15 protein-coding genes are annotated in these 20,322 nt (G+C 71.6%); 3 read left to right on the top strand and 12 right to left on the bottom strand.

Annotation, left to right across the window (positions count from 1 at the left end; genetic code table 11):
* Nucleotides 1-102 precede the first annotated feature (102 nt).
* The 4 genes from ACFW9O_RS05215 to ACFW9O_RS05200 all read right to left on the bottom strand — a co-directional run bounded on the left by ACFW9O_RS05215 (nucleotide 103) and on the right by ACFW9O_RS05200 (nucleotide 4,936).
* The gene (locus ACFW9O_RS05215) at nucleotides 103-1,506 is read right to left on the bottom strand and encodes a GH1 family beta-glucosidase (protein ID WP_384605173.1); all 1,404 of its coding nucleotides are present in this window, start codon (nucleotides 1,504-1,506) and stop codon (nucleotides 103-105) included.
* 44 nt (nucleotides 1,507-1,550) lie between these two features.
* Nucleotides 1,551-2,456, bottom strand: coding sequence for a carbohydrate ABC transporter permease (locus tag ACFW9O_RS05210; RefSeq protein ID WP_384605171.1), 906 nt, complete (start codon nucleotides 2,454-2,456; stop codon nucleotides 1,551-1,553).
* Nucleotides 2,453-3,424: a carbohydrate ABC transporter permease gene (locus tag ACFW9O_RS05205; protein WP_384605167.1), complete on the bottom strand. Its 972-nt coding sequence runs from the start codon at nucleotides 3,422-3,424 to the stop codon at nucleotides 2,453-2,455. The genes ACFW9O_RS05210 and ACFW9O_RS05205 overlap by 4 nt, the downstream gene beginning before the upstream one ends.
* Nucleotides 3,425-3,634: 210 nt before the next feature.
* On the bottom strand, nucleotides 3,635-4,936 hold the full coding sequence (locus tag ACFW9O_RS05200) for an extracellular solute-binding protein (protein ID WP_351174496.1): 1,302 nt from the start codon (nucleotides 4,934-4,936) through the stop codon (nucleotides 3,635-3,637).
* 242 nt (nucleotides 4,937-5,178) lie between these two features.
* Here ACFW9O_RS05200 and ACFW9O_RS05195 point away from each other — a divergent pair, with 242 nt between their 5' ends.
* Nucleotides 5,179-7,959: a glycosyl hydrolase gene (locus tag ACFW9O_RS05195; protein WP_384605164.1), complete on the top strand. Its 2,781-nt coding sequence runs from the start codon at nucleotides 5,179-5,181 to the stop codon at nucleotides 7,957-7,959.
* Between the two features lie 30 nt (nucleotides 7,960-7,989).
* Here ACFW9O_RS05195 and ACFW9O_RS05190 read toward each other — a convergent pair whose 3' ends face one another.
* From ACFW9O_RS05190 to ACFW9O_RS05175, 4 genes are all read right to left on the bottom strand, one after another.
* Nucleotides 7,990-9,030 carry a LacI family DNA-binding transcriptional regulator gene (locus tag ACFW9O_RS05190; RefSeq protein ID WP_351174500.1) on the bottom strand — a complete coding sequence of 347 codons (1,041 nt, stop codon included), beginning with the start codon at nucleotides 9,028-9,030 and terminating at the stop codon, nucleotides 7,990-7,992.
* 135 nt (nucleotides 9,031-9,165) lie between these two features.
* Nucleotides 9,166-10,176 (bottom strand): helix-turn-helix transcriptional regulator, encoded by a 1,011-nt coding sequence (locus tag ACFW9O_RS05185; RefSeq protein WP_384605161.1) that lies wholly within the window; start codon nucleotides 10,174-10,176, stop codon nucleotides 9,166-9,168.
* A 96-nt stretch (nucleotides 10,177-10,272) separates the two neighbouring features.
* A complete protein-coding gene (locus tag ACFW9O_RS05180; RefSeq protein ID WP_384605159.1) occupies nucleotides 10,273-11,151 on the bottom strand; it encodes an alpha/beta fold hydrolase in 879 nt (292 codons plus the stop codon).
* A gap of 3 nt (nucleotides 11,152-11,154) precedes the next feature.
* Nucleotides 11,155-13,821 (bottom strand): AAA family ATPase, encoded by a 2,667-nt coding sequence (locus tag ACFW9O_RS05175; protein WP_384605157.1) that lies wholly within the window; start codon nucleotides 13,819-13,821, stop codon nucleotides 11,155-11,157.
* A gap of 189 nt (nucleotides 13,822-14,010) precedes the next feature.
* Between ACFW9O_RS05175 and ACFW9O_RS05170 the strand changes: the two genes are divergently transcribed.
* On the top strand, nucleotides 14,011-14,751 hold the full coding sequence (locus ACFW9O_RS05170; RefSeq protein ID WP_384605155.1) for an NIPSNAP family protein: 741 nt from the start codon (nucleotides 14,011-14,013) through the stop codon (nucleotides 14,749-14,751).
* A 39-nt stretch (nucleotides 14,752-14,790) separates the two neighbouring features.
* On the opposite strand, the gene ACFW9O_RS05165 is transcribed toward ACFW9O_RS05170, so the two are convergent.
* From ACFW9O_RS05165 to sigK, 4 genes are all read right to left on the bottom strand, one after another.
* Nucleotides 14,791-15,210: an ATP-binding protein gene (locus ACFW9O_RS05165; protein ID WP_384605152.1), complete on the bottom strand. Its 420-nt coding sequence runs from the start codon at nucleotides 15,208-15,210 to the stop codon at nucleotides 14,791-14,793.
* 125 nt (nucleotides 15,211-15,335) lie between these two features.
* The gene (locus ACFW9O_RS05160) at nucleotides 15,336-15,746 is read right to left on the bottom strand and encodes a hypothetical protein (protein ID WP_384605149.1); all 411 of its coding nucleotides are present in this window, start codon (nucleotides 15,744-15,746) and stop codon (nucleotides 15,336-15,338) included.
* A gap of 185 nt (nucleotides 15,747-15,931) precedes the next feature.
* Nucleotides 15,932-16,792: an anti-sigma factor domain-containing protein gene (locus ACFW9O_RS05155; RefSeq protein ID WP_384605148.1), complete on the bottom strand. Its 861-nt coding sequence runs from the start codon at nucleotides 16,790-16,792 to the stop codon at nucleotides 15,932-15,934.
* Complete coding sequence (gene sigK / locus ACFW9O_RS05150) at nucleotides 16,789-17,379, bottom strand: ECF RNA polymerase sigma factor SigK (RefSeq protein ID WP_384605145.1); 591 nt, start codon at nucleotides 17,377-17,379, stop codon at nucleotides 16,789-16,791. Before sigK ends, ACFW9O_RS05155 begins: the two co-directional genes overlap by 4 nt.
* A 322-nt stretch (nucleotides 17,380-17,701) precedes the next feature.
* Between sigK and ACFW9O_RS05145 the strand changes: the two genes are divergently transcribed.
* On the top strand, nucleotides 17,702-20,290 hold the full coding sequence (locus ACFW9O_RS05145; RefSeq protein WP_384605143.1) for a glycoside hydrolase family 9 protein: 2,589 nt from the start codon (nucleotides 17,702-17,704) through the stop codon (nucleotides 20,288-20,290).
* Nucleotides 20,291-20,322 lie beyond the last annotated feature (32 nt).

Below are 20,322 nucleotides of genomic sequence, written 5' to 3'. Positions count from 1 at the left end.
GGGTGTCCCCCGCCCCCCCCGGGCCCAGGGGTACCCCCGGCCCCCCCTCGACGCCCGGCCCCCGCGGTTCGCCCGGGCCCCCCCGACGCGTGGGGCCGGTGGTCAGGGGCGGTCGAGACCGCCGCGTGCGATGACGTCCGCGTACCAGCGGGCGCTGTCCTTCACCGTGCGGCGCTGGCTCGCGAAGTCGACGTGGACGATGCCGAACCGCTTGCTGTAGCCGTACGCCCACTCGAAGTTGTCCAGGAGCGACCACAGGAAGTACCCGCGCACGTCGATGCCGTCCTCGATCGCCCGGTGCACGGCCGACAGGTGCGCGTCCAGGTACGCCACCCGCTCCGGGTCGTGGACCTGGCCCGAGGGATCGGCGTAGTCGTCGTACGCGGCCCCGTTCTCGGTGACCATGAGCGGCAGGCCGGGCAGTTCCCCGCCGAGCCGGGTGAGGAGTTCGTGCAGCCCGTTCGCGTCCACCGGCCAGTCCATCGCGGTGCGGGGCCCGTCCGCGGGGGTGAACGCCACGTGCTTCTCGGCGCCCGCCCACGGGGACGGGGACTCCGACGCACCGGCGGAAACGACGCTCGGGGAGTAGTAGTTGATGCCGAGGGAGTCCAGGGGCGCGGAGATGACCTCAAGGTCCCCGTCGCGGACGAAGGACCAGTCGGTGACGGACGCCGTGTCCTGCACCAGGTCCTGCGGCAGCCGCCCGTGGAAGACCGGGTCCAGGAAGATCCGGTTGGCGACGGCGTCGATCCGGCGCACGGCCTCGTGGTCCGCCGGGGTGTCCGTCAGCGGCCGCAGGGCGTGCAGGTTCAGGGTCAGCGACACCTCGGCGGAGGACGGCAGCACGTCCCGCAGGACGCCGGTCGCGCTGCCGTGGGCCAGGTTGAGGTGGTGGGCCGCGCGCAGGGCTGCGAGGTCGCTCGTACGACCGGGGGCGTGGACCCCGTTCCCGTACCCGAGGAACGCGGCGCACCAGGGCTCGTTGAGCGTCGTCCAGGTGGCCACCCGGTCGCCGAGGGCGCGCGCCATGAGCGCGGCGTACTCGGTGAACCGGTGTGCCGTGTCGCGCTCCGGCCAGCCGCCCGCGTCCTCCAGTTCCTGCGGCAGGTCCCAGTGGTAGAGCGTCGCGACGGGCCGGATGCCGGCACCCAGCAGTTCGTCGACGAGCCGCCGGTAGAAGTCGAGTCCGCGCTCGACGGCGGGGCCGCGGCCGGTCGGCTGGACCCGGGGCCAGGACACCGAGAAGCGGTAGTCGGTGACGCCGAGTTCCTTCATCAGCGCCACGTCGTCCGGCATCCGGTGGAGGTGGTCGGCGGCGATGTCACCGGTGTCGCCGTTGCGGACCTTGCCGGGGGTTCTGCTGAAGGTGTCCCAGATGGACTCGGTGCGGCCGTCCTCGGTGGCCGCTCCCTCGATCTGATAGGCGGCGGTGGCCGTCCCCCAGCGGAATCCGGTGGGGAACCGCAGCCCCGCCACGGTGTTGGGGCGGGCATCGACAGCGGTCATGAGACAGGCACTCCAGAGGTGAGGTGGGGTGGTGGGGGGAGGGCTCAGCCCTTGACGGCTCCCTGCATGATCCCGCCGACGATCTGCCGCCCGAGCAGGCCGAAGACCAGCAGCACGGGGAGAGTGCCGAGCAGGGTGCCGGCCATGATCACCGACTGGTCGTGGACGTAGCAGCCGCCGAGCTGCCGCAGGGCGACCTGCACGGTCGGTTCCTGCGAGGACAGGGCGATGATCGGCCAGAAGAAGTCGTTCCACGCGGTCATGAAGGTGAGCATGCCGAGTACCGCCATGCCGGGCCGGGCGATCGGGATGACGATCGACCAGAAGATGCGCGCGGTCGACGCGCCGTCGACGCGGGCCGCCTCGATCAGTTCGTCGGGCAGCGACTGCACCAGGTACTGGCGCATGAAGAACACCCCGAAGGCCGACACCAGGCCGGGCAGGATCACGGCCTGCAGCTGGTTCACCCACTGGAGTTCCGCGATCAGCATGAACAGCGGGATGACGCCGAGCTGCGGCGGGATCATCATCGTGCCGATGGTCAGGGTGAGCAGTGCGCCGCGGCCCTTGAAGCGCAGCTTGGCGAAGGCGAATCCGGCCAGGGTGCAGCACAGCACGGTGCCGATCGTGATGGAGCCGGACACGATGAACGAGTTCAGCAGCGCCTTGCCGATCGCGGCCTCCTCGAGCACCGCGTCGAAGTTCTTGATGAGGTTCGGTCCGGGCAGCAGGCTCGGCGGGACCTTCGCGAGGTCCGCGTTGGAGCGGCTGGCCGCGACGATCGTCCAGTAGAACGGGAACGCCGAGATCAGCAGCGCGAAGCCGAGGATCAGGTAGGAGAGCCAGCCGCCCTGCATGCCCCGTGGTCCCCGCGGCCTCCCGCGTCGGCCGGGCGGAGTCGTGGGCGGTACGGTCTCGGGCGCGGTCGGCTGTGCGGCGAGCGTGGTCATCGGCCGGCCTCCTTACGGGCACGGCGGCGCACGACGAGGGCGTTGGCCCCGACGAGCACCACGATCAGGACGAACATCACCCAGGCGATGGCGGCGGCCCGGCCCAGGTGGAAGAAGCCCCAGCCCTGCTCGTACATGTACAGGCCGAGGGTCTGGTACTGGTGCGCGATGCCGCCGGAGATGGACCCCTCGAAGAGCAGCGGCTCCCCGAACAGCTGGGTGGCGCCGATCGTCGACACGATCACCGTGAAGACGATCGTGGGCCGCAGACCGGGCAACGTGACATGGACGAACTGCCGCCAGCGCGACGCCCCGTCCATCTCCGCGGCCTCGTACAGCTCGCCCGGGATGGACTGCATGCCCGCCAGGTAGATCAGCGCGTTGTACCCGGTCCAGCGCCAGATGACGATGGTGGAGACGGCGATCTGCGAGGCGACCGTGCCCGTCTGCCAGTCCACGGGGTTGACGCCCACCAGTCCCAGCGCGTAGTTGATCAGCCCGAAGTCACGGCCGAAGAGCTGGGCGAACACCAGCGTCGCGGCGGCCACGGAGGTGGCGTACGGCAGCAGGATCGCGGTCCGGATGAAGGTGCGCCCGCGCAGCTTGTAGTTGAGCAGGTGCGCGAGGCCCAGGGCCATCGCGAGCTGCGGGACGGTGGACAGCACACCGATGGTGAACGTGTTGCGCAGTGAGGTCCAGAAGTACTCGTCGGTGAACAGCGCCGTGTAGTTGGCGATGCCGCGCCACTCCATGTCGCCGCTCGTCTGGAGTTCGACGCGGTAGAGCGAGACGAACGCCGTGTAGAGCAGCGGGAAGAGACCGAAGGCGGCGAACAGGGTGAGGAACGGGGCGATGAAGGCGTACGGCGAGAACTTCTGCCAGGTGCGCCGGAGGGAGGCGGTCCGGCCGTCGCCGGATCCGGGTCCGGGCGCCCGGGGCGCGGCCTTCGCGGTGGCGGTGAGGGTCACGGTGCGGCCCTTCGGGAAGTTACGGGCGGGGAGTCGGGGGAGGTGCGGGAGCCGGGGCGGCAGGGAAGCCGGGCGGTACGGAAGCACCGGGGGTTAATACGGACGCGGGGCGTTACGGGTGCGGGGGCCGGTCCGCCGTCGTGCGGAGGCGGACCGGCCCCGGCGGGGCGGTGACGGGGTGTCGCAGCCCTACGGCGCGGTGAAGGGGTGTCAGCCGATCACGTTCGCCACGCCCTTCTTCGCCGTCTCCCACGCCTTGGCCGACGAGGTGCCCTTGCGCTCCACCTCGCTCAGCGCGTTGGTCAGCTGCTGGGCCACGTTCTGGTCGTGCACACCCAGCACCTGGACCGGGGACGCCTTCGCCGCGTCACCGAAGATCTGGCCGATCGGCGCGTCGGTGAAGTACGGGTCCTTGGCGTCGGCGACCTTCTCGATCGCGCCCGTCGAGGACGGGAAGTTGCCCTGCTTCTGGAAGAGCTTGGCCTGCTGCTCGGGGGCGGTGAGCCACTTGATCAGCTCGTACGCCTCCTTCTTGTGCTCGGCCGCACGCGGGACGGAGAGGTAGGAGCCGCCCCAGTTGCCCGCGCCGCCGGGCAGCTTGGCGATGTCCCACTTGCCCTTGCCCGAGTCTCCGGCCTGGCCCTTGATGTAGCCGAGCATCCAGGCGGGGCACGGGATGGTGGCGAAGGATCCGGCGGCGAACGCCTGGTTCCACTGCGGTGACCACTGGTCGAGCTTGGCGCTCAGGCCGGCGTCGGAGGCCTTGACCGAGGTGTCCCAGGCCTGCTTGACGGCCGGGTTCTTCTCGTAGATCAGCTCACCGGAGGCGTCGTAGTACCGCTCCTTCTCCTGGCCGATCATGATCCCGTAGAGGCTGCCGATGCTGTCCAGCCAGGCGCTCTTGGCGGGGGCCTTCTTCTTGTACTGCTTGCCGAGCTCCAGGTAGCCGTCCCAGGTGGACCACTTCTGGGCGAGTTCCTCGCGGTCGGTGGGCAGCCCGGCCTGCTTGAACAGGTCGGTGCGGTAGCACATCGCCTCCGGCCCGACGTCGGTGCCGAGGCCGAGGATCTTGCCGTCCTTGGTGGTCGCGGCCGACCACTTGGCTTCGGCGAACTGGTCCTCGAGCTTGTCGGCGCCGAACTCCTTGAGGTCCGCGAACTTGTCGGACTGCTGCTGGGTGACCGAGGCGATGCGGCCCACCTCGATGCCCTGCACGTCGGCGAGCCCGCCGCCGCCGGCCAGCCGGGTCTGCAGCGACTTCCAGTAGTCGGCCTCGTCCTGGGTGTCGCTCTGCTTGATGGTCACGCCGGGGTTGAGCTTCTCGTACTCCGCGTACAGCCCGGCTTCCTTGTAGCCGAACGATCCGAAGAGGTCGACAGTCAGCGTGACCTTGCCGTTCGCACTGTCGGAGGAGTCCGAGGTACCGGATCCACAGGCGGCGAGGAGCGTTCCGGCGAGGACGACCGCGCCGAGGCGGACGGTGGCTCTCTTGGCGGCTCGGGCGATGGGCATGGGAAGCCTCCCTTGGCTTCGGGATGAACCGAGCGCTTGAGAGCGCTCTCAAAACCTGCGCCTGGAGCGTCTCTCAGGGTTCCCCCGCCGTCAAGACTCGAACGCATAACGGCTAGGCGTTACGCCCAACTACCGCCTGTGTGAGTTCTCTTGACACTTACGTTTCAGAAGTTTTACGTTCCTTGGCACTTGAGAGCGCTCTCGAAAACGCTCCCGCCCCCCATGACTCCGAGGTGCTGCCCATGCAAGCCAACCTCTCCAGATCTGCTGCGGCGACGGTTCTGTCCCTCGCCCTGGCCGCCGTAGCTCTGGGCCCCGCCGCTTCCCCGGCGGCAGCCGCCACCATCCCCGCCGGCTCCGGCAGTTACACCGACAGCCGCCCTGCCGGTACCTCCGGACCCACCACCAACACCGGCGCCCCCGTCACGCCCAAGCTCACCGCGGCGGCGAGGAACAAGCCGGTCCCCACCAACGACTGGTGGTCCTCCCTCGCCTACCAGCGCTACGGCGACAACCCGTACTCCACCCCGATGTACGGCCACCCGCTCACCTACCAGGCCACCTCGGGCGGCCTGGAGGTCGGCTACCCGACCGCACCCGCGGTCGTGGGTGACGGCCGCCAGTACGAGTACGCCCACAAGGCCGACCTGACCGTCGGACTCAACGGCCTCAATTCCCCGGACACCAAGGCCGACGACTGGTCCGACTGGACCGTCACCCCCTACTGGGCGGACGGCACCCGCACCCTGCGCACGACCATCGGGCACGGCATGCCCTTCGTGTACGCCAAGGGATCCGGCGGCGACGCCCGGATCACCACGGCCGGCACCCCCACCGTCTTCGCGGACAACGGCAACGTCCTCGGCATCACGGTCGCCGGCCACCACTACGCGCTGTTCGCCCCGACCGGCAGCGACTGGAACGTCTCCGGTACGGCGATCACCGCCGGGCTCGGCGGCAAGGACTACTTCTCGCTCGCCGTGCTGCCGTCCACGGACGCGCTCGCGACCTACCGGAAGTACGCCTTCAGCTTCGTCACCGGATCCAAGGTGGCCTGGGAGTCCACCGGCGGCACGGTCAAGGCCACCTACAGCCTGACCACGGAGGCCAAGGAGGGCACCGAACGCGGAACGATCCAGGCGCTGTACCGCCACCAGTGGCTGCACACCTCCGACGCGCTCACGCCGTACACGTACGTCTCCCCGCGCGGCACCATGAAGGTGCGGGAGTCCGCCTCCTTCACCACCAGCCAGAAGAACCAGGGCGTGCTGCCCGCCCTGCCCGCGTCGAGCGGCGTCGACAAGGCCCGGCTGACCGGATACCTGAACGAGGTGGCGAACGCCTCCGACCCGTTCTCCGGGGCCAGTGACACGTACTGGACCGGCAAGGCCCTCGGCCGGCTCGCCCAGCTGGTGCCGGTCGCCGACCAGATCGGCCAGACGGGCATCCGGGACAAGCTCCTCGGCCTGATGAAGGGCCGGCTCCAGGAGTGGTTCACGGCGGGCGGCGCGAGCGAGTTCAGCTACGACAAGGACTGGAAGACGCTCACCGGCTACCCGGCCTCGTACGGCAGCGACACCGAGCTCAACGACCACCACTTCCACTACAGCTACTACGTGTACGCGGCGGCGATCGTCGCCCAGTACGACCAGGCATGGGCCGCCGACTCCGCCTGGGGCACCATGGTCAAGACCCTGGTCCGCGACACCGCCAACCCCAGCCGCACGGACACCGCGTACCCGTTCCTGCGCGGCTTCGACGTCTACGCGGGCCACAGCTGGGCATCCGGCCACCAGGGCTTCGCGGCGGGCAACAACCAGGAGTCCTCCTCGGAGTCCATCAACCTCAGCGCGGGCCTCGTCCTGTGGGGTGCGGCGACGGGTGACACCGGGCTGCGCGACCTCGGCAGCTACCTGCTGACCACCGAGTCGGAGGCGATCACGCAGTACTGGTTCGACGCCGACCAGCAGGTCTTCCCCGGCTCCTTCGGCCACGACACGGTCGGCATGGTCTGGGGCAGCGGCGGCGCGTACTCCACCTGGTGGACCGCGAACCCGGAGGAGATCCACGGCATCAACGTCCTTCCCGTCACCGGCGGTTCGCTGCACCTGGCCCGTGAGAAGGCCGCCATCAAGCGCAACATCGCCGAGATGGAGCGCGAGAACGGCGGACCGGCCGTCGAATGGCGCGACCTGCTGTGGCAGTTCGAGTCACTGGCCGATCCGGCCCTGGCGAAGGCCAAGTGGGACGCGGGCAACGGGGGCTACACCCCGGAGCAGGGTGAGTCCAAGGCGCACACGTACCACTGGATCACCACGCTCGACACCCTGGGCGCACCCGACATGACGGTCAGCGGGAACATCCCGACGTCCGCCGTCTTCACGAAGAACGGCGTCCGCACCTACGCCGCTCACAACTACGACTCCACCGCCCGCACCGTCACGTTCTCCGACGGCAAGACGCTCTCCGTCCCGGCCCGCTCCACGGCCACCGGTACGGGTGCCGGCGGCGGCGACCCGGATCCCGAGGAGCCGGGCCCGTCCACCGGCAACACCTTCCGGCTGAAGTCCGGCGGCGTCCTCACCACCGCCACGGACGGCGCGGCGGGAGCCGACACGCTGGCCTCGGCGGACGGCGTCAACCGGGACGGTACGCCGTACAAGCCGACGGTCTACGAGGTCAAGAAGGTCGACGGGACCCTCGCGGCGGGTACGTCCACCGCGTTCCGCCTCCGGGTCGACGCGGGTACGAAGGTCGGGCTCGCCCCGCAGGTCAGGATCAGTTACGACCTCACCGGTGACGGCACGTTCGACCGGGTCGAGACCTTCCGCTACTTCGCGACCGACCCGGTCACGGGGTGGGAGGAGTACACCCAGGCGGTGGGCACCGCGGCGGTGACCGGAAGCCTGGGCAACCTCAGCGGCGGAACGGTCCGCCTGGAGATCTGGAACGCGCTGGGCAACGGCACGTCCCAGGTGCAGACCGGTACGGACGCGGCGGTCGTGAAGATCCCGTACGTCTGAGCCTGACCCCGTGCGGCGGGTCCCGGCCCCTCAGGCCGAGGCCCGCCGTACGAGTGTGGTCGGTGTGATCACCGAGTCGGGGGCGCCCGCCCCCGCACGGTCCTTGTGCAGACCACGCAGCAGCAGCCGGGCCATCAGCCGGCCCATGCCCTCGATGTCCTGCCGGACGGTGGTCAGCGGCGGGTCGGAGACCTCGGCCACCGAGTCCATGTCGTCGAATCCGACGAGTGCGACCTGCTCGGGCACCGCGATCCCGTGCTCGCGCAGCACCCGCAGCGCGCCCGTGGCCATCAGGTCGTTGGCCGCGAACACCGCGTCCAGATCGGGCCGCCGCTCCAGCAGTTCCGCCATCGCCCGCGCCCCGCTCTCCACCGTGAACGCCCCTTCGGTGACGAGCGTCGGGTCCGTCTCCAGCAGGATGTCCCGGTAGCCGTCGAGGCGGTCCATCGCCGAGGTCTGGTCGGGCGGCCCCCCGATGTACGCGATCCGCTCCCGCCCCAGATCCCGCAGGTACTGCACGGCCACCCGCGCCCCGCCCCGGTTGTCGGCGTCCACGTACGGCACGGCCTGATCGCCGGGGGCCGCGGTCCAGCTCGGCCGGCCGCCGTACACCGTCGGAATTCCGGCCCGACGGGTGATCGCGGGCAGCGGGTCGTCGGTGTGCAGCGAGAACGCGAGGGCGCCGTCGACATGGCCGCCGGACAGATAGCGCGCGATCCGTTCGAAGTCCGCGGGACCTTCCACGATCAGCAGCACCAGCTGGGTGTCGTGGGCGGCCAGCTCCTTGCTGATGCCGCGGAGCTGCTGGGAGAAGAACGGGTCCGAGAAGATCCGGATCTCCGGCTCCGCGATGACCACGGCCACCGCCCCGGTCCGCCGGGTGACGAGCGTGCGGGCGGCGTGGTTGGGGATGTACCCGAGCTCGTCGACGGCCTTGAGCACCTTGTCGACCAGCGGTTTGCGGACCCCGTCGCCCCCGTTGACGACGCGGGACGCGGTGGCCCGTGAGACACCCGCGAGCGCCGCTACGGCTTCCAGAGTGGGCCGGGACCCGGGATGCTGCTCGGCCAAGGCGGGCGCTCCTCGTTGCTGGGCGGCGGCACGGGCAGACGTGGGACCGCCGGATCTCCTACAGCCTATAGCCGGGGCCGGTCAGCACGCTGAGAGCGCTTCCAGGACCAGACCGGCCGCCGGACTTCCCGGTCGTCACCCGTCCGCGTCTCCCGGTCCTCGCCCGTCCGCGTGGAGACCGTACGTCCGGGCGAGCACCCCGACCGTGGCGGCCATGGCCCGCCGCAGTTCGTCCGGTGCGACGACCTCGACGTCGACGCCGAGACGCAGCAGCTCGCCGCACGCGTGGGCGGTGCTCTCGGTCGGGATGACGGCCTCGACCCAACCGTCCTCGCCGACGGCGGTCGCGGTGGAGTCGACCGCCCGCACCACCTCCGGGGGGACGTTGTCGGGCAGGCGCCGCCGCCCTTGCGGAGACAGGCGGACGGTGGCGGTGCCCGTGTGGCGGCGGGCCTCGAAGTCGTCGAGGTAGGAGGCCCAGTAGGCGCCCAGGTCGAAGTCCGGCGGCCGGTCGAACCGTTCGTCGCCCGTCACCGCGTCGAGGACCTGGCTGATCCGGTAGGTCCCGGTGCGGCCCTCCGCGGCGGCCACCAGGTACCAGACACCGGACTTGAGGACCAGGCCGTACGGGCGCAGCCGGCGGCGCACCTCCTGCGGTGCGCGCCAGCGGCGGTAGCGCACGTCCACCACGCGCCGGGTGAGGGCCGCGTCGACGAACAGGGTCAGATACGGGGTCCGTTCGGGCTCCCGGTACCAGGCGGGCGCGTCCAGGTGGAACACTGCCGCGGACCGCTGCGCCTGCTCGCCGAGTTCCGCCGGCAGTGCGGCCAGCAGCTTCAGCCGTGCCGCCGCCACCTCCGACGCGATCCCCAGGTCGGCGGCCGCGCCCGGCAGCCCGGCGAAGAACACGGCGCGCGCCTCCCCGGGGCTCATCCCGGTCAGGCGGGTGCGATAGCCGTCCACCAGCTGGTACCCGCCCGCACGGCCGGGCTCCGCGTAGACCGGAACCCCGGCGGCCTGCAGGCGCGCCAGGTCGCGGTACGCCGTCCGCACCGACACACCCAGCGCGTCGGCTATCCCCTGCGCGGGTGTGCGCCCGCGGGACTGCAGCAACAGGAGCACCGACACCAGCCGACCGACGGACATGGGCACATTCTCCGGCCTCGGGGCACGGCGCCGAAGCGCTGGGTTCAGGTCCGCCACTTCGATGGCGGGAACACAGGGCTTCTGCAGCAGACTTCCTCACTCGGCCGTGTGCGTGAGGATCGCGTCGGCCAGTTCCTGGTGCGTCTCCGTCGGCAGCGTGTGCCCCATGCCCGCCACGGTCATCAGCCGCGCCCCCGGGATCTGCTCCGCGATGATCGCGCCGTGCCCCGGTTTGACCGGCTCGTGGCTGCCCTCGATGACCAGCGTGGGTGCCTTCACCCGGTGCAGTACGTCCACCGGTTCGAAGTCGGGGTCGGCCCCTGCGGCCAGCCGGTGGTTGGCCGCCGCCGAGAGGTCGCGGGCCCGGCCGTGGACGCGTTCCTGCAGTCGGCGCGCCGCGTCCTCGTCGAAAGGCAGCCCGGTGCCGTGCAGCACGCGCTGCTCGGCGATCATGCTGTCGATCAGCGCGCGGCGGTCCCGGGCGGGCGGGGCGGCCATCAGCGCGCGGAAGAATTCCACGAACTCCGGCGCCGGTTCCGGCAGGCTGCCCTCGGGCTGCGGCCGGCCCGTCAGGGCCCGCAGGAGCACCTGGCCCTCGCCGCCACCGAGCGGCGAGGAGGCGATGACGGTCAGCGACCGCACCCGCTCCGGCGCCTCCACGGCGATGAGCTGGCCGAGCAGCCCGCCCGCCGAGTGGCCCACCAGGTGGGCGCTGTCCAGGCCGTGGGCCGCCAGCACGCGGTGGACGTCGTTCTTGATGTCGTCCCAGGTGTACGGATCGGTCGCGAAGTCGACGGTGCCCGACATGCCGGTGTCACGGTGGTCGTACCGGATCACCCGGCGGCCTCCGGCGGCCAGGCGGCCGACGAACTCGTCCGGCCACAGGATGCCCTGCGACATCGAACCCATGATCAACAGGATCGGCGCGTCCGTCTCGGCGCCGAACTCTTCACTCCAGATGGTTACGTTTGGCATGCCTCAAAGCATGTCGTCCGCGGCTACGGGTGCCTTCCGTAGAACTACCAGTCGCGCCAGATCCGTACGGGAGCCGATGCCCAGCTTCGGATAGATCTTGTACAGGTGGTACTCGACCGTACGCGGGCTCAGGAACAGCTGGGCGGCGATCTCCTTGCTCGACAACCCGTCGGCGACCAGGCCCGCGATGCGGAGTTCCTGCGGGGTCAGCGCGTCGAGCACGCCGGGGGGCGGGGCGCCGGCGTTCTCGCCCGCCGCCCGCAACTCCTCCTGCGCACGCCGCGCCCACGGCCGGGCACCGGCCTGCTCGAAGATCTCCCACGCCATCCTCAGATGCGCTCGCGCCTGACCCGGCCGCTGCGCGCGGCGCAGGCGCTCACCCAGCAGCAGGGCCGTCCTGGCCGCCTCGAACGGGTTGGTGTGCAGCCGCAGCGCCTCGTCGAAAGCCTCCTCGGCCGATTCGGCCAGGCCTCGGCAGCGGGCCAGCAGCGCACGCGACTCGGACGTCGCGGCGTGCTCGGTCGATCGCTCGTAGGCCGAGAGCGCCGCTCGGGCACCGGCCTCGTCGCCCGCGCCCACCGCGGCCTCCACCCGGTCCGGCACGGTCCGCCAGGCCACGGTCGGATGCCCCGTGCCCGGCCCCGCCACCGCGATCGCCCGGAAACGGTCATGTGCCGACGCGTAGCGGCCCAGGCACAGGTCGAGCATGGCCGCCGCGTACGCGGCCACCCCCGCGTGCAGTCCCACCCGGTGCGGCAGCGCGATGGCCAGCGCCTCGCGGGCCTGCCGTTCGCAGGGCTCCTCCTCGCCGCGCAGAGCAGCCAGCACCGCCAGATTGGCCAGGTGCGCGGCCACCGTGTTCTCGTACCCGGCCTCCCGCGCCAGTGCCAGACCTTCCTCGGAGACGGCCCGGCTGCGCGCGAGCCGCCCGGCGAGGCGATCGGCCGTCGCCACGAACTCCAGCACGACGGGCAGCTGCCCGGTCATCCCCGACACCCTGGCCACTCGCCCGGCCCGCTCGGCCATCTCCGTCGACACATCCGACTCGCCCAGAGCGCTGGCCGCGGCCGCCGCCCACAGGTAGGCCGTCGCATCCTCCAGCTCGCCGGCCCGCGCCAGTGCCCGTCGTAGCAGGCCCGGCCCGGCAGCGTCACCGTTCAGAGTCAGCCCGATCCCGGCCACCGCGTCCCGCAGGAATCCGTCGGGGTGCGCCGCCGCCCGTCGGCCGAGCTCGATGACGGCCGCCGTGTCGCCGACGAACGAGGCCGCCTCCACGGCGTCGGCCAGCATGTCCAGGCTGTCGCCCGCCCTCAGGATCCGTACGGCCTCGGCGGCATTGCCCGAGTTCAACTCGAACCGGCCCCGGAGCTGAGCGATCTCCATCGCGAGCGAGCTGTCGCCGCCGACCCCTTCGCGTGCCTCGGCCAACAGCGATTCGGCCTGTCCCGGCCGGCCGGCGAGCCAGGCCGCCACGGCGGCGTCCTTCAGCCGGACCGCGCGGGCGCGCGGCTCGGGAGTCAGTCCGGCGGCCCTGGTCAGGGCGGTGGCGGCAGCGCCGTACCCGCCGCGGTCGCGAGCCCGCCCGGCGACCTCCACCAGCGCGAGGGCGACCGGCTCGGCCTGACCCAGGGCGGCTTCGGCCAGGTGCCAGGCCCGACGATCGCCGGCGGTCAGATCCGCCAGGACGGCGTGCACGCGGCGGATCTCGGCGGCAGCGGCCGCCTCGTGAACAGCGGATCGCATGAGCGGGTGACGGAAACGCATGCCGGTGCCCGACACCTCGACCAGCCCGCTCTCCTCCAGCTCGGCGAAGGCCGCTGCCCCCGCCCCCACCCCCAGCCGCTCGGCGGCACGCAGGACCACCTCGACATCGGTCTCGACGGCGGCGAGCAGGGCGACCAGGCGGGCGGGGGCCGACAGCCCGGTCACCCGGTCGCCGAAAAGCCGGGCGCCACCGGGCAGCGGGTCGGGCAGCGCTTCGCGGCCGGCGAGTTGAGCGGGCGTCAGCCGGGCGGCGATCTCGTTCAGGGCCAGGGGGTTCCCCCCGGTCAGCGTGATGAGTTCCCGTCTCACCGGGGCGGCCGGCAGCCCGTGCCGGGACTCCAACAGCTCGGCCGCGGCGTCCTCGGGCAGGCCGCGCACGCCCACCGTCGACGGCACACCCTTCACGGGAGCGTCGCCGCGGACGGCGAGGAACATCGCGATCCGTTCGGTGCCCAGCCGCCTGGCGGCGAACAGCAACGCGTCTGCCGAGGCACGGTCGACCCATTGGAAGTCGTCGACCACGCAGATCAGGCCCTCCGGGCCGGCGGCCTCGGCCAGCAACGACAACACGCCGGCGCCCAGGAGGAAGCGGTCGCCCGCGCCGCCGGCGGCGTGCCCCAGGGCCGCTCGCACGGCGTCGCGCTGCAGCCCGGGCAGTGCGTCGAGCAATCCGGCCACCGGCCGCAGCAGTTGGTGCAGCGCCGCGAACGCCAGGTCGGACTCGGACTCGACGCCGCCGGTCCGCAGCACCCTCATCGCTTCGCCCCGCGCGGCCACGCCGTCGAGCAGGGCGGTCTTGCCCACGCCGGCCTCACCCCGGAGCACCACCGCGCCGCCGCAGCCATGGCGGGCCCGGGCGATCACCTCGTCGAGCGCGCTGACTTCCGCAGATCTTCCGTAAAGCACAGGAGCTCACTGTAAAGGGGGGCGGCACAGCACAGAAGCCCGCTGCGAAGGGGGGCGGCCGGAGTACGGCACTCATGGGACACGGATGTTCCCCGGGGCCGTTCTCACCGGAAACCCTGACAGGCCCTGGCACACGGCCGTCCTACCGTCGGTCCACGCCCGCGGAAGAGAACGGAACAGGAGCCCGCCGTGCCCCCTACGGACCCCGTCGTCCACCCCGCAGTGATCGAACTGCGCCAGTACACGCTGCGCCCCGGGAGACGCGACGCACTCATCGAGCTGTTCGACCAGGAGTTCGTCGAGACCCAGGAACAGGCGGGGATGTCCGTGCTCGGCCAGTTCCGGGACCTCGACGACCCGGACCGCTTCGTCTGGCTGCGCGGGTTCCGGGACATGACGGCACGCCACCGCGCACTGACGGACTTCTACGGCGGCCCCGTCTGGGCGGAGCACGGGCCCCGCGCCAACGCCACGATGGCCGACTCGGACAACGTTCTGCTGCTGCGCCCTCTGTCGGACGGGAACGGCTTCGCCGTCCCCGCGTCCGGGCGGCCCCCGGTCGGTGCGCCGGCACCGGAGCGATACGTGTCCGGCACCGTGTGGTCCTTCCCTCCCGGACGGCACGAAGGCGTCGCGCTGATTCGGGACGGTCTCCTGCCGGTCCTCCGCAGGACGGGCCATCGGCCGTTCGCCGCCCTCATGACGGAGCGGGCGCACAACACGTTCACCGCGCTGCCGGTCCGTACCGGGGAGAACGTCGTCGCGGTCTTCACCTCGTACCCGGACGAGAGCGCCTGCCGGCAGCACCTGGCCGACGTACGCGCCGATCCCTTCGCACGGGACGAGATCCTGCCGGGTATCGAGAGGAAACAGACGGCGGCGCCCCAGGTACTGCGACTGGCACCGACAGGCCGCTCGGCCATTGCCTGACCTGTCCCGATCCCGCACCACCGAGGCCGCCGGGGCCCGTCAGGTGTTGTCGAAGGCCGCGTGCACGCACTTGCCGTCCGTGAGCGGCTCGGTGAACACCCGGGCTCCCAGGTCCTCCGCGATGTGCAGGCCCATGCCGCCGGTGCCGTCGGTCAGATCCGGGGAGCGGGGGGCCGGTGGGACGCAGGAGCAGTCGGTCACCGCGATGTCCAGGCTGCCTGCGGCGGTGGTCAGGGTGAGGGTGCTGGGCCCGGGGGCGTGCCGGACCGCGTTGGTGACCAGTTCGGACACGATCAGCAGGACGTCGTCACGGCGGCCCGGGTCGAGCGAGGGCCAGATCCGGTGGAGGAAGGAGACGGCTGCCCGGCGTGCGTGCGAGGGGGCTTCCGGGCCGGGCGGCAGGGGAATGGTCTGCCTGCCCAGCCGTGTGACGGGCGGGGGTGCGGTCGTTGTGGTCATGACGGTGTCCCGATGAGGACGCGGCGTCCTCGTGGGACGCCGGGCGGAGTGGTGCCGGAACGGACGAGGGGGTTCCCGGGCCTCGGCCCGGGAACCCCGTTCTGAGCGGAGGGGGTACCGATCTGTCACCGGTGGTGGCAGTTCCAGTGGCCCTTGACCCAGTGCGTGTCCCAGTGGCCGGGGACGTAGACGTTCTTCCAGTGGCCCTTGTGCAGCTTGCCGTCGTGCTGCCAGTAGCCCGCGTGCGACTTACCGTGGTGGTCCTTGTAGGCGGGGTGCCAGCTCTTGTGGTCCGAGCGGTACTCCTTGTGCCACTTCTTCTCCCAGTGGCCCTTGACCCACTTCTTCTCCCAGTGCCCCTTCTTCCAGGTGCAGCGGTCGTTGTGGTCGTGGTCCCCGGTGACGGTCGAGGTCGCGGCCGTGGGGGCGGGGGCAGCGGTCGCTGTCCCGGCGGCGCCCAGGGCGGCACCGCCGGCCAGCAGGCCGGCTGTCGCGGCTCCGGCCACCAGGCGGCGGACTCGGACGGAAACAGTCATCGGACTCACCTTCCTCTCGCTGGTCGGCCACCCGCGTCGGCGGTGTACTCCCGTATTCGGTCCGGGACTCGGGTCCCGGTCCTGTCGGATACGACACCGAGGCCGTGAGTGGCTTTACACAAGGGATTCGGAGGCACCGGGGAGAAGGTTTGGGGTGAATCGCGAAAAATGTTCAACCGTCCGTCTCAGGCGGGGAGGTCGACCGAGCCGAACGGGACGGTGGTGGGCTGAGGGGATCCTCCGGCCGGTTCGACGGACAGGGCCACCGCGGTGGCTTCGTCCACCGGACCTTCCAGCAGGGACAGTTGACGCCCCGGATTCCGGCTGAGCAGTCCGGCGGGCACGGGTGTTCCGTCCTCGATGAACCAGGCCTCGTAGACCTTGCTCGCGGGAAGCTTCGGCAGGCCGGACACGGCGAGCGTGGCCGCGTCCTCGCTGCGCGAGAAGGCGACCGTGGCTGTGCCGCCGCCGCGCAGTTCCTGGGTCTCGACCCGGACGTCGGGCGCCGTGAGCACCCGGGCCACGCTGTCCTGCCGCTCCTGCGCGCGCCGGGTCGCCGCTCTGGCGTCCTCCGCCTCCCTGTACTGCCAGGTGGCGACGCCGACGCCGACCAGGACGGCTGCCACGGAGGCCGCGAGCGCCATGCGCGGCAACTGCCGCGCCGGGCTGCGGGCCGTACCGTCGGCCTGCGGCCAGGGAACCTCCTGCGGCCCGGGTACCTCCTGCGGTCCGGGTACCTCCTGCGGTCCGGGTACCTCCTGCGGTCCGGGTGCCTCGTGGGGCCTGGGCACCTCGTGCGGGCGGGGTGCTGTCTGTGTCTCCTGCGGTGTGTCGGCCACTTTGCGGAGGACCTCCTCCCGCAGGGCGGCGGGCGGTGCCACCGCCGTCGCCCGGCCCAGCAGCGCGGCCGTGGCCTGCAGCTCGGCGACCTCCCGCCGGCAGGACTCGCACTCCTCCAGATGCCTCTCGAAGTCCAGGCGCTCGTCCTCGGTGAGTGCGTGCAGGGCGTAGGCGCCGGACGACTCGTGCGGGTCCACGGTGTTCACGGCTTCGCCCCCAGGCAGTCGCGCAGCCGGATCAGCCCGTCCCGCAGGCGGGTCTTGACCGTCCCCAGCGGTACGGACAGCGACTGCGCCACTTCCTTGCAGGTGAGCCCTCCGTAGTAGGCCAGCGTCACGGACTCGCGCTGGATGTCCGTGAGCGCGCGTACGCAGCGGCGCACCTGCTGCCACTCCAGACGGGTCTCCACCCGCTCGGTGACCTCGTCGAAGGGAGTCCCGGAGTTCAGCATCGCCGCCTTGCGCTCGCGGTCGGCGCCGGCCTGTGCCGCCCGTACGCGGTCCACCGCCCTGCGGTGCGCCAGGGTCATGATCCAGGTCATCGCGCTGCCGCGGTCGGGCTTGAACCGGCCGGACGTACGCCACACTTCGAGCAGCACGTCCTGGACCACCTCCTCCGACTGCGCCGGATCCCGCAGCACCCGGTGGACGAGGCCCATCACCGGCCCGGCCGCCCTGTCGTAGACGCCGGTGAACGCCTCCCGGTCCCCTTCGGCGGTCCAGAGCATCAGCTGGTCCAGATCGGGCTCCTCCGTCTGCTGCCCGGCTTCCCCTCCGCGATCGGCGGATTGCACCTGGATACCTCGCTGACCTGTCGACGTGGGCACGGCGACCGCTCCCGGAGCGATATAAGCACCGAATGGCAACGAAGGCTCTGTATGTGTATCGAAGCGGTGAATTCCTGCCGCGGGACGGAGGCCTGCCCGGAACGTCGCCGCATTCTCTGTCATGACCCTGGCGGAACAGCCCGATCCGCCCCCACAATGCGGTGGGAGCGCTCCCATATCTGTGTTCCCGGCCCCGCCCAGTCGACGAAAGGTCCTCCCGGTGAATGCCTCACCACTCTCCGCGCGGCCCGCGCCCGCCCGCCCCCGGCGGGGGCGGCGCGGGTTCGGAATGTCAGCCGCCGCCTTACTGTTCGCGGCGGCGCTGGCGGTGCCCGGCACGGCCGGTGCCCAGGAGGCCGACCCCGGCCCCGAACAGATAGCCAACGGCGACTTCGCCGCCGGTACCGCTCCCTGGTGGTGGACGGCCAACACGTCCGGCGCCGTGACCGACGGCCGGCTCTGCGCCGCGGTCCCGGCCGGCACGGTCAACCCGTGGGACGTCATCATCGGCCAGAACGACATCCCGATCGTCGCGGGCGAGAGCTACGCGCTCAGCTACACGGCCACGTCGACCGAACCCCTCACCGTCCAGACCCGCGTCCAGGAGGCCACCGCTCCGTACGCCACGGAGCTCGCCACCGCCGACCCCGTCGGACCGGACGCCGTGACGGTCACCCACGTGTTCACCGCCTCGGCCGACCGTGCGGGCGCCCAGGTCGCCCTGCAGATCGGGGGCGGCGACAGCGCCACAACCTTCTGCCTCGACGACGTGTCGCTGCGCGGCGGAGCCGAGCCGCCCGTGTACGAGCCGGACACCGGGTCGCCGGTCCGCGTCAACCAGGTCGGCTATCTGCCCCACGGCCCCAAGAACGGCACGGTGGTCACCGACGCCGACACACCGCTTCCCTGGTCCGTGAAGGCCGCCGACGGTACGACGGCCGCCACCGGAACCACCGTCCCGCAGGGAGAGGACCCGAGCTCCCGCCGGCGGGTCCACACCTTCGACTTCAGCGGCCTGACCACCGCGGGCGACGGATACACCGTCGAGATCGACGGCCAGGTCAGTGAGCCGTTCTCGCTGCGCGCCGACCTGTACGACAGCCTGCGCTCCGACGCGCTGGCGTACTTCTACCACAACCGCAGCGGCATCCCCATCGACGCGGACCTCGTCGGTGACGCCTACGCGAGGCCGGCCGGACACATCGGTGTGGCGCCCAACAAGGGGGACACGGACGTCCCGTGCCAGCCCGGAGTCTGTGACTACCGGCTGGACGTGTCGGGCGGCTGGTACGACGCGGGCGACCACGGGAAGTACGTGGTCAACGGCGGGATCTCGGTGGCCCAGCTCATGGCCACGTACGAGCGCACCCTGACCGCCGCCGATGCCGAGTCCGCGGAGTTCGGGGACGGCGCGCTGCGGGTGCCGGAGCGGGGGAACGCCGTACCGGACATCCTCGACGAGGCGCGCTGGGAGCTGGAGTTCCTGATGCGGATGCAGGTCCCGGCCGGCAAGCCGCTGGCCGGCATGGCCCATCACAAGATGCACGACGCCGCGTGGACCGGGCTGCCGCTGCCCCCGCACCTCGACCCCCAGCAGCGTGAACTGCACCCGCCCTCGACGGCCGCCACGCTCAACCTGGCCGCCGCGGCCGCCCAGTGCGCCCGGCTCTACGCCCCGTTCGACGCGGCCTTCGCGGGCCGCTGCCTGAAGGCCGCCCGGACCGCCTGGGCCGCGGCCCAGGCGCACCCGGACGTCCTCGCAGACCCGAACGACGGCACGGGCGGCGGCACCTACAGCGACGGCGATGTCTCGGACGAGTTCTACTGGGCCGCCGCGGAGCTGTTCACGACGACAGGGGAGGACGCGTTCCGTCAGGCCGTGCTCTCCTCCGACCTGCACGGCGACACCGACGCGGTCTTCCCGGCCGGCGGCGGTATCTCGTGGGCCTCGACCGGCGGGCTGGGTGTACTCACGCTGGCCACCGTGCCGAACGGCCTGACCACGGCACAGCTCGGTGAGGTCCGCTCCGTCGTCACCACGGCCGCCGACCGCTACGCCGCGCAGTCCCGCGCGCAGGTGTACGGACTTCCGTACGCCCCCAAGGACCAGGACTACGTCTGGGGTTCGAACAGTCAGGTCCTGAACAACATGGTCGTGCTGGCCACGGCCCACGACCTGACCGGCGAGGCCGGGTACCAGGACGCGGTGCTGAGCGGTGCGGACTACCTCCTCGGCCGCAATCCCCTCAACCGGTCGTACGTCACCGGCTACGGCGAGCGGGACTCGCGCAACCAGCACCACCGTTTCTGGGCGCACCAGAACGACCCGGACCTCCCCCACCCGCCGGCCGGCTCGATCGCGGGCGGCCCGAACCTCACCGCCGTCGCCGCCGGTGACCCGGTCGCCGCGGAGAAGCTGGGCGGGTGCGCACCCGCGATGTGCTACCTCGACGACATCGGCTCCTGGGCCACCAACGAGGTGACCATCAACTGGAACGCGCCGCTCGCCTTCATCGCCTCGTATCTGGACGACGCGGGCGACGGGCGGGGGACCGCGTCGCGCACGTGCGCGGTCTCCTACACCTCGCACCCCTGGAACAGTGGCTCGACGGTCACGGTGAAGCTCAAGAACACCGGCTCGGAGCCCATTTCGCCCTGGCAGCTGACCTGGCTCCTGCCCGGCGAGCAGGCGGTCAGCCACACCTGGAGCGCCGAGTTCGACCAGCACGGCAGGACGCTCAGCGCCCGGCCGCTGTCCTGGAACCGGGTGATCAAGCCAGGTGCCACGGTCGACTTCGGATTCAACACCAGGGCCTCCGGGGCGGCGGCCGCCCCCAGCGCGTTCAAGTTGAACGGCCGTTCCTGCACCTCGGGCTGATCTCCCGCCCGTGATCGCGCCCGGCTGCGGCC

This window comes from Streptomyces sp. NPDC059499, assembly GCF_042749285.1.
Taxonomy (GTDB): domain Bacteria; phylum Actinomycetota; class Actinomycetes; order Streptomycetales; family Streptomycetaceae; genus Streptomyces.
Note: the sequence above shows the minus strand (reverse complement) of the source record. Positions and strands in the feature narration are given on the sequence as shown.